This window comes from Oribacterium sinus (assembly GCF_963537195.1).
Lineage (GTDB): Bacteria > Bacillota > Clostridia > Lachnospirales > Lachnospiraceae > Oribacterium > Oribacterium sinus_A.
Map to the genome: position 1 here is coordinate 1 of NZ_CAUTEG010000076.1, position 11,632 is coordinate 11,632.

2 protein-coding genes are annotated in these 11,632 nt (G+C 43.9%); both read left to right on the forward strand.

The annotated features are described in order from the left end of the window. The first annotated feature begins 60 nt into the window (after positions 1–60). Entirely contained in the window at positions 61–5,139 is a 5,079-nt protein-coding gene (locus RYL27_RS08575; RefSeq protein ID WP_314966567.1) for a Spy0128 family protein, read from the forward strand. A gap of 306 nt (positions 5,140–5,445) precedes the next feature. Continuing rightward, positions 5,446–11,632, forward strand: a 6,187-nt coding sequence (locus tag RYL27_RS08580; protein ID WP_314966569.1) for a Spy0128 family protein, incomplete at its 3' end; no start/stop codon positions are given.

Here is an 11,632-nt window from a genome sequence, read left to right on the forward strand (position 1 = left end):
GAGGGGGCATCTTCCGCGACGGATTCTTTAGAAGGAAGAAAAAAAGCTGCAAAGTTTATTTTGAACGCTGAAGAGGGGGAAATAGAGGGGCTAAGTGAAGCCGGTGTTCGGATTACTGCAAAATATCCGGAGTCTACCTTTCCTTTAGATGTACAGATGGAAGTAAAGGACATCAAGGAGGAAAGTCTTTTAGAGGAAATGAAAGAGAAGGCCTTGCAAAGAGCCAAGCTGCAAGATGCCGGAAATCATTTGAAAGAAGACAGAAAAAATGGAGGAAAGAAAAAAGAAGAGCAGAAGGAAGAAAGCTGGGAAGTAGACTCTCTTTCCGCTGTGGATATTTCTTTTTATGTTTTAAACGAGGACGGCGAGAAGCTGGAGGTTCAGCCGAAAAAAGGAAAAGCCGTAGAGATTACATTGGAAGAATCCTCCTTGGACAATAAAAAAGAAGATACGGAAACAGCTACAGAAGTAGAGCCGGAAGCGGAGAATGAAGCAAGAGAGCAATCGGAGAGTAGCTTGGGAGAAGATTCTTCTCAAATCGAGGAGTCTAAATTACAGGTTCTGCATTTTGATGAGCAGAAGGGTGTAGAGTATCTGGATTCTAAAGAAGAGGGAGAGGGAATCCGTTTTCAGGGAAAACGTTTCAGTCCCTATGCAGTAGTGCGTACCAGAAGAAGGAGAGATGTTCCTACAGAAGGAAACAATAACAAAATCAAGTTCCATGCCTTCTGGAGTGTTAATGCCACAGCGAACAAAGATGCTTCCATTAGTTATATTAACCCGGATTATAGTGCTACTGATGAAGACACAAAAAAGTCCATGCTGATTAAGCCCGGTAAAAATAACAACATGACCATAGGAATCAGCTATATGGTGAATTTTGCTGGAGGGGCGGGAGCACCACAGGACTATCCTACAGGTTCTATCAACATTTATCTTCCTGCAGCGATTTTTAAAGGAAAAGACGGAACGGATCAGGTAGCGGAGGACCAGAACAGCAGAAGCTTAATTTCCCAGTTTAATCCGGGAGATATTGTGGCAGCGCCGGGGGTTTCAAAGAACAGAAGTAATTATACAAAAGACGGCATTACCAAAATGGTAAACGGAGTACCGGTGCCTTATATTAAGGTCAGTAACACGGATGCCAGAGGTCCTGCAAACTCCCTGGGGGCTATTTTTTCTTATAATTTTACGCCGACCTTATTAGATTATACCCATGACAGTACTTCGGTAGAAAAGGGTGTTTATGAGCTGGAATTTCCTGTATTCTTGGAAGTCGATCAGGATATGGATGGAAGCTTTACCGGTCCCCATGATGCCAGCATAGAACGAAAACTAAGAATCAGGGTGGAATCCAAAGTGAATCCCAGCACGGTGGAGCTAAGGGAGGCGAAGAAGTTCGATGCACCCAAATCCGTTTATTTCCAATGGGATCCCACATGGGGGCCAAGACCTGCAGATGCGGATAATTATTTCTATGGCCTCTTTTATGGAAGAGCGGATCGTGCCAAGTGGAGTACCCAGGCCCTATCCTTTGTGCCGGATATTACTTCCACATCAGCTCCGGTAGCCGGTTCCGGAGCCATTTCCTCCGGACAATTAATCGGGGTAAAGCGTTATCCTCAGGATGGAGAATTTGATACTTTATTTAATCCGGATCAAATGCTTGGCAAAATAGGAAACAGTCCCAAGGATATTGCCAAAGAAATGGGAGTAGCGACGCCCAGTGAGCCTCGTTTAGAGAATCCCATGGGAAAGACAAGCATTTTTATTGCTCCGGAATATAAGACGGAATACAAGAATAAAAACCTGGATTATAAAGAATATGCCAGCTTTGATGATGGAGGCTATAGAAATACCGCTTTTTACGCCTTTCTTTATCGCTATCCCAAAACGGATATTACAACAGCACAGAGTAGCGGACAGGATCTGGAGACCCATCCTCTAAAGTACAAAAGTACTTTTTCTGTGCAGGATATTTGGCAGGACGGGTATAGCGGTACACCCAAGGCGGAAAGTACTGCAGAACTGGAAGTATATGTACGAAAAAATATTGGGGGAGTAGCCCGTTTAGATAAATATACCGGCCAGCCAACCGATACCAATACCCAGTTGATTAAGGGAATGCAGACTCTTTTGGCGGAGGGAACTCCGGTGACTCTCTCCTACAGTCTCTTTGCAGGTACCCATTTAAAGGATAATGAAATCACATGGAATGGAGATCATACGGCCTATACTACGGCAAATGGTTCCAAGGCGGAGATTTCCGATGGGGGAAGATATACCCTCTTTAGCATGGACAATATTAGCAGCAGTGACGGAAAGCCCACGGAAAGCGCCGGAGTACTAAGCTATCCTTCTACAGGGGGAGATCCTTATGTGCTGTCAGAAGATGACTATTCCTATGAGTCCTTTTATCTGGCGGACTATACCGCCTATGATGTGGAGTTTAACGGCTACAGTAATGAAAAAGCCGTGAACTCCAGCAAGGCCTATACTCGCTTTGCCCCCATTGAGGTTTACGGCAAGAAGAAGGGGGGAAGTGAAGAAAAGCTTGGAGAGCTTTATCTGAATGCAGCGGGATACAAAAAATTCCGCAGTGTATCCGGAGTGGAACAGGATGCTACTGTGCAGAAACCCGTGTCCTTTCCGGAGGGAATCAAGGAGATTCGCTTTAAAAATTCCAGCTCCTTCTATGAGACCGGCTTTACTACAAGGGTAAATCTTCGCCTTCATCCTACAGAGGCCATGAAACAAAGACTGGAGAAGGACCTTCAAAATAAGAAGAACAGTTTTATTGCCGCACCGGCGGAAGGAAAATTGTCCATCGGAGATACTGAGATTGTAAAAAATCAGGTAGGAGAATTTTGGAATAAGGTAGGCTACCAACTGAGTCCGGCGAATTATCAAAGTGTGCTGGAAAAGAAAAGTATAGGTTCTATAGAGGACGATCCTGCAACAGGAAGACAAAGAAGAGCCGTTACTTTCACGGCATATAATGATATGAGTATCAATAATTCCTATGCTGCTTATCTAAATGCCTATAAGATTACAGAGGGTACTTTTTATGATTTACTGCCCTTAGAAACGAATGTTGACCCGGACAGTATAGAGATGGGAGACTATAGCTACGCGGATTCCCTACCGACTCCGGGAGCACGCTATGAAAAAGGAAAAGACTATACCGTGGAATTCATTCCAAACTGGGAAGACTCCGGACAAACCATGATAAAAATCAAGTTTAAAAGACCGGGAAAAGCGGATTGGTTTACCGGAGGAGTCCTTACCAGAAACGGTGTTCGCGTGCAGTATAAGCTGGAAAATACCTATAGCAGTATTATTGATAATGGTGCCAACCCCAAGAATAATGTAGGCTTTGTGGATGAGACTCCCAAGCATAAGAGCAAGACGAATCTGACTACAGACAATTTTGTCGGGGCAAATTATGAGAATAAGCAGTATTTTAAATCCGTGATGGAAACTTCCACCTCGGAGAAACAGGGAATCTTGTATACGGAAGCCAATGTGGACTATAACATTCCTACCGCAGTATCCGCCGGATTTGTAAACCGTATCAGTACGGAAATCAAGAAGGAGTATATTCCGCAAAATGTTTCCTATGCAGGAGACCCCTATGTGCATAAATTAATGTACAGTACCGCTCCCAATTCCAAGACGGCAGATTATGTATTATATGATATTCTGGGAACAGAGGAGGAAAGGAATGGAGACTTTGACTATGTGGATTTCCCTGCCCTTTTAAGAAAGAAAACCTACGATGCTCACAATGCCAATACCAAAGATACTGCAGCACCGGTAGTTTATTATGCTACAGTAAAGCCGGATGTATCGAATCTCAATGTGGATGACAGCAGTATCTGGAAAAAATATGAGCCTGAGAATCATCCGGTGGACAAAAAAAGTATCGTGGCCATTGCGGTGGATGTACGAAAGACCAAAACCGGTAAGCCCTTTTATCTTCCGGGACAAAGCGCCATCAGCATTTATGTTCATATGAATGCATCCACAGAAAAGCGAAAGCTTAGTGTGGAGAATACCAATACGGCAATCACCATTCACCGTACCTTTACAGGAGACCAACCGAACAATACATCTCAGCCTACCGATAAAACTGACATCAGTAAGCATAGGATTCTTCCGCCGATTAGCGTGGAAATCAAAGGACAAAAACATATCACCAAAGATGCCGGAAATGCAGACATCAAAGCGAAGGGAGCCTTCAGCTTTAACTTAAAGCCTGTGGGAAATGCGCCTATGATAGATGATGAGGGCAATGCGATTTTGGATACCGTGAAAAATCCGGAGGATATGGGAGGAGAATTTCATTTTCCGAAAATCACCTTCTACCGGCCGGGAACCTATCATTATACGGTAAAGGAAAGTGGCACTTTCCCGGGGGTTAGCAATGACCCTGTATCGGAAAAAGCCTTAACGGTAGAGGTGAAGGTAGATGCACCGAACTATACAAAATTAAGTGCGGAACTAAGCTATGATGGGGAAACGGAACTAAGCTTTACCAACCATTTTAGTGAGAAGGAACTGCCGAAACCGAAGGAGGAGCCGAAGACACCGCCCCAAACCCCGAAGGAAGAGCCGAAGACACCAAGTTCCAATAGGGAAAATCCTAAGAAGGATAGACCAAGACCACAGGAAAGCCCCAAAAAGGAAGAACCTAAGAAACCTACGGATCCGGTACCGAAGGATAATCCAAATCCTCCTTCAACACCGGACACTCCGCCTAGAGAAGAGCTTCCTCCGGTAAACCCTGTGCTGCCTCCCAATCCGGAAACGCCGAAAACGGTAACCGTGGGAAATATTCCTCCTGCAGAACTTGCCGGAAGAAGACGGGAACTGAGAGAAAGAAGAGCAAAAGTCGAAAAACGAATCGGAGAGATTCTTGGACAGACCCGGCCTTTAACGGAGGAAGAAAAGCAGGAATTAAAGGAACTGGGAGAAGTGCTTAGCGGTATTCGAGAAGAAGAAAAACTTCTCTCCAGACAGGTATCCACAGGAGATACAAAAAATCTGAAGCTCTTGGCATGGGGATTTATCTTGAGTGCTTTATGCCTGGGCGGATACAGTGGATGTTCTCTGCTTAGAAGAAAGAAGAGAAGATAAGAAAGAAGACTCTTCAAAAAAATCCCTATAAAAAACTTTGAAAACTATTGATTTTTTTAGATTCTCAATGAAATTATTATGCCATAAATGAATTTTGCATAAACAGATAATAGGATAATAATTATTTGTCGACAAACTGTTAGGACTTCCCCTACAATAGGCAGTCCTAACAGTTTTTTGTTCAAGACGATTGCTTTAAAATGCATTCTTATGGAGTATCGCCGGCTTTGTGTTCGATATCTCCTTTAAAGCATCGTTTAGAAGAAGCTTCCAAGTGGGAAGAATAGAGTCATAAAGGAGTGTGACATGGAGCACAAAATGAGAAAGCAGGAGACTGCGGAAGCTATGGGAAGAGGAAGGGATACCTTAACCCGTAGGAATTTTTCCAAAAGACGTCAAAGAGGAGGCTTTGCCAAGAAGGGTATGGCTTATTTCCTCAGCTTTTTGATGCTTGCGGGAAATTTGCAAAGCGTGAGCTATGCGGAAGAAATTGCCGGAGAAACGGTAGAACGTATCGCTCTTGCTACGGAAGAAAAATCCTCTGAAAGTCTAAGAAAAAGGGAGGAAGAGAAGGAAGCTGTCCTTTCTTCGGAAGAGAAGACGGGGGAGAGAAAGACTTCTTTGGAAGAAACTGCCTTAGAAAAGGAAGGATCCGCATCAGAGGGAAAAAAGGAAAAGAAAGAAGAGCTAGTATCAGAAGAGGAGAATAAGACTGCTCCTTCGGAAGCAAAGACTGAGGAGTCTTCTTTGGAAGAGAAGGCTAGTTTGTCATCGGAAGAAGCTAAGCAGGAGGAAAAGCCGGAGTATATGGACGCCGGTTCTTTTGAGGCTTCCTACAGTAAGGATATTACTGTACTGGCAAGCTTTTCTGAGGGAACCTTCTATGAGGGAACCAGAATGAAGGTGGTCCCGGTAGATTCAGAAAGCATTCTGGAAGAGGCCAAGGCCCTTTCTTTGAAGGATTATAAGAAAAAGAATCCGGGGGAAGAGGCGGAGGTTGAAGTTCTGGAGGCTATCGACATTTCCTTCTACAGAGAAGTTAACGGTGTGGAAAAGGAAGTACAGCCTAAGAACGGCAAGAAGGTAGAGCTTCGCCTGCAAAAAAGTAAAAAAATAAAGGATGCTTTAGAGAAGACTGAGGAAAATCTTAAAGAAGATCAAGAAGAGGATCTTGAGGAAGAACTACAGATTGTACATCTTTCTGAAAATCATCCCGGAGAAATCCTTAGTGTAAAGGAGGAGGGAGAAGAACTCCTGTTTTCCGCAAAGCATTTCAGTCCCATTATCCTAGTAAGAAGGACAAGGGATTTGGGAGAAGAGGCTGTCAACCATGAGTTTAAGGCATTTTGGACGGAAGCTCCTAATGCTCCTCGATTTGGCACGACCATTCCTAACGGCCATACTTATACCGATGGCAGTAACGGTGTAATGCGGGAACAAAGAGATTTAAAAATCATTCCTCCGGATAGTTCTTCCAACGGTACGGATACAACTACCCTGGGCATAGAGCTTACTCTAAAGGGAAACAAAAATGTCAGTTATGATGTAGGAACGGTTAATATTGATGTTCCTGCCAGAATTTTTGAAGGCTGGGATGAAAATGAACCGGACAAAATTTCTGTATATGAGAAAAAGGAAGGGAATCAGCATAAGCTGCAGCCTTCTATGGCTACAGGCTTGCTTGAGGCGCCGAATACCAATACCCAAAGTAGCTTTAATTATACCATTATCAAAAAGAATGTTCCCGGAAAGGATAAGCCGGAAGACTATCTTCGTTTAACGAACTATAGGGCGGTAAACGGTGGATTTACTTTTAAGGCGGATATTGCCTACAACCTGACTCCTTCCATGCTGAAGGTAAAGCATGATTATGCTAAGGGGGTAGGTGTCTATGACAATAAATTCCCTGTCAGCTTAAATATTGACCACAGTGATAACAGTTTGGATGTGAAACAGGATGTTCCTCTTTCCGTTCATGTGGAAACCAAGGTTGAGCCTACTAGCTTCAATTTCAAGCACGGTGAGGCGGATATGAAGCAGGGGATATTCTTCTCCTGGGATCCCAGCTGGGGCACTACCACGGATAACCCCGGTGAGTATTTCTATGGCGTTTGGTATCTAAGAGTGGATAGAGCCAGGGCAAGCTCTCAGGCCTTTGATTATAGCTTCCATACCTTAGATCCTGCAGATTCGGGTGGAGGAATCCTGGTTGGTGCGAAGAAGCTTCCTACAAACGCGGCATGGAACGTCTACTACAATAAGAGCGATATTGAAAATCATGCCAGAAACGGTTATGCGGATATTGCAAAGTTTATGGAGCCGGGAGAAAATCCTCCGGCAACAAAGCCTTTTTTGGAGAACCCCATTAATAGAAGCTATATAGGAATTCCAAAGGATCCCAGTGTAGAAAACCTCCCCACTCATCAGCCCTATGTGGCTGCCTTAAACTATGCCAACGACAAGTATAATTCCCAGCTTTATGCCTTACTGTATAAGTATCCTATGAGCAAGTTGCAAGAGGCAAAGGACAAGGGTATCGATCTTACGACCGATGGGCTTGATATTAGCAATAAGGTTGGGTTTACAGAAACCTGGGCAGACGGCTATGTGAGAAAGGGTGAGGCGGAGGCGGCACCTATGAAGGTACTTCTTCGCTCTTCAGGGCCGGGAGACTTTTTATTAAAGAAGTATAATACTGTGGATAGACAGATTTACCTTGGCGTTTTTGGATTACAAAGTATTTATAAAGGTGGTGCAGCGGCTCCTGTAGTATATAGCAACTGGAATGAAAGCTTTACTCTTTCTGCTACATATAAGGCAAAGGATAGCAGTGTAAATGTGTCACGGGACGGAAGCTATACCACCTCTGATACTAATGTTCCCGGTTCCGGTGCTACCCTTACAGACGGAAAGTATAAGCTATTCTCTGTAAAGCCCAGCCAAGTAAATGGAAAAACTTTGAAAGAGGAAACAAATCAGGATGAATTCTCCAGTGATTCTATAACAAACGGTGATGTTTATAGAGGTGGCGTTTATGAATTAACAGAGGAGGACTACCATTATAGCCGTATCTATTTAAGAGATATGAAGGCCTATGATGTGGATTATTTGGGGAATCAGTTGGTAAAATTCTCCGGTAAAGCTAGCCCCAGAAAGAAAGATTCCAGCTATCCTCCCGTACAGGTTATGGTAAAGGATAAGAGATATCCGGGAAGAGGATATTTTGAGTATGGTCGCTTAAGCTATAACGACCATGGAGGCGTTATCTTTACTGTAACAGAGCCCGGCGCAATAAAGAAGTATACACTCCGTGACAATGCCGACATTTCACAAACGAATCAGCTGGACTTAGAGGCTGCCTTTGGAGATAACATTGTAGGGCTTCAGTTTAAACAGGATTCCCCCTATTATAAGACAAACTTTGATGCGTCATTCACCATAAAGGTGACTCCTCAGCCTGCTATGCGGAACTTCATTGCCGATACCATGGCTAAAGGAGACGGGTATAACATGAACTTCCTGGCAGGTGGCGCTGTAGGAGAAGTCCGTCAATTAGGTACAGCGATTATTGATAAGAGGGCGGGAAAATACTTGGCTGAAATAGGCTATGGTTTAGAGCCCTTAAATATCACCTCGGAGCTGGTAAAGCAAAACAAACCTTATGTGGACCATCCTGAGCGCAGCGAGCAAAGCATGGATGTTATTGCCTGGGGCTTTAACTGGGGAATCTTCCCCACCAGTTTACAGGAGGATGAGTATACCAAGCCTTATGTGTTAAAATCCGGAATTATCTATGATCTTCTTCCTGCAGGAACCTATGTGGACGAACGCTCTATTGTTCTGGGAACCTGGGATGCGGCGGACACTCCACCGGAAAGTAAAAAATTTGTCAAGGGGAAGGACTATACCGTAGAGTTTAAGAAGAACTGGAAAGGCTCCGGTCAGACCATGATGATTATTAAGTTAACCATTCCGGATGATGCAGAGCATCGTTTTTGGAATAAACAATATAATCGAAGCGGTTGGAAGCTAAACTATACCCTTTGGAACCCTTACACCAATATCGTGGACCGGGGAAGAACGGCAAAAAACACCTTGGGATTTGTCAATACTGACGAGAATACCATTTGGAATCCAAACTATAACCCGAAGCTTGCAAATCCGGGGAATAATGCAGATAAAATTAAATATTACGAGGAGCTTGCGCTGAATGCTTTAAACAGTAGCAATGATAAATATACCACCTCCGTAACGGAACTGAATATGCCCTACGGCCCGGTAACGGTACTGGAGGCAAGATTCAGCAATACGGTTTCTACGGAGATTGATCCCCGTTATTTAAGTACTAATGTAAGCTATATGGGAGATCCTTATACCCATAGACTGATGTATCAGGCTTCAGATAACAGCAGAACAACGGATTTGGTCATCTATGATATCCTGGGAGAGAAAAAGGATAGAAACGGAGACTTTAACGGTGTAGACATCAACAGTCTCTTGAGTAAGCGCTCCTTTGATAAGGACAATACCAACAACTCGGATACCTTAAAGCCCAGAGTCTTTTACTCTTATGAAATTCCTACTGAGGCAAAAAGAGATTTAGGAAAGGCCTTTCATGACCCGGATTACAACAGTGATACGAATCCAAACAATCCGAGGAATACCGGTACCAGTATTTGGCATGAATGGAACTACGAGGACGAAACACAAAATGTCGGCGTAGAAAAAGATAAAATTGTGGCTTTAGCCTTTGATCTTCGAAGCACCAAAGGCAATAAGCCCTTCATTTTAGATAAGAAGGGATTGCTTATTGCCAATGTCAATATGCTGGCCAACACGGATATGGATAAGGTTCCTGTTGTAAATACCAATCTGGCGTACCGTGTAGGTACCTTATTCCCGGGAAATGATATTCCTCAGAATGTGGCACCGGATATCGTAGAAGGCAGCAGCAGCCATAGACTGGTAGAGCCGGTAGTCTTTAAGCTTCCGGTAAAGAAGATTTTGGAAGTCCCTAAGGCATTAGCTGCGCAAGCTCCCGATATTAGTGGAAAATTCACCTTCACAATCAGTGGAGAAAATAAGGCACCTTTACTGGATGAAAAGGGAAATACTATCACTACAGTACTGAAGAACCCGGATAAGGACGGCGGAACGGTAGAATTTGGAAACATTCGCCTAATGAGACCCGGAACCTATACTTATAAAATTAATGAGCATGGAGCGAGTGTGGGTGGTGTAACCAGCAAGGATATGGGAGATAAATATATCACCATTACCGTTACTGATCCGGATCACAAGAAGATGGTTTCTGATCTACGGTTTAACAGTGACAATCCTTTGACTTTTACCAATGTTTTCGGAGATGAAATCATTGAGCCGGAAATCAAGGTGCAAAAGTTCTTAAGTGCTACTGCAGGAATTAAGAAGCCGGATATCAGTAATGCATTTACCTTTACCTTAAAGAGTAAAAATGGAGCACCTATGCCGCTAGAGGCAGGCACTTCCGACAGTTTAAGTAAGACAAATCCTGATGCTATTGGAGGAGAGGTTAACTTCGGAAGAGTTAAGATTGCGGCTGAAGGGGATTATCAGTATACAGTAACAGAAAGCGGTTTATTCCCCGGAGTAAACAATGATCCTCGTGCCACCAGAAATGTTACTATTAAAGTTCGTCGTATTGATGGTAAGCTCTATGCCTTGGTAGGAGGAGACGACTTTAACTATACCAATGTCTTTACGCCTACACCCACGCAGGGGCAGGTGGAGCTGGGTAAGAAGATTTCCGGAAGAAAGCCCCCCAAGGCTGACCCTTTCCGCTTTGTTTTACGGACAGAGACCATGGAAATTACATCCAACTCCGTATATTGGACTGACAAGAGAGAAGACCCAAGCTTTAATGAAAATGAAATCTTCCTGAATAACGGTAAGAACAGTGATCCCTTTATGGAATATCTGGATAAGGATGAAAAGCTTGTTCGCAATAAGGAAAATCTCCTGAGCAGTTCCAACCTGGAATATGGCAGCTTATATGGCTCCGGTAGTCCTATTACCGAAGTAAAGCCTTCCTTAAGCTCTATGCCTAAGGGACTGTTCCAGCCAATGCCGGAGGGTAGCCAGTCTGAAACGGAGATGGTGGTGATTTCCGGAGAAGGACATACGGAATTTGCTCCTATTACCTTCCACATTCCCGGAATCTATGTTTATACGGTGGAGGAATTAAAGGATGGACTCAGAGGCTATACCTATGACAAATCCCTTTATAAAGTAGTCTTTACGGTAAGTCAGCTTGCTGAAAATAAAGAGGACTTGGTAGTGACTCGTAAGATTTATAAGGATGGTGTAGAGGTATCTGAGATTCTTTTTGATAACCTATACAATCCAAGGAATCCGGGAGGCGGAGGAGGAACACCAAGGAGGCCATCCTTCCCCGCACCGAATACCCCGGGAGGCCCGGGAGAACCGCCGGTAGAGCCTGAGAAGCCCACGCTTC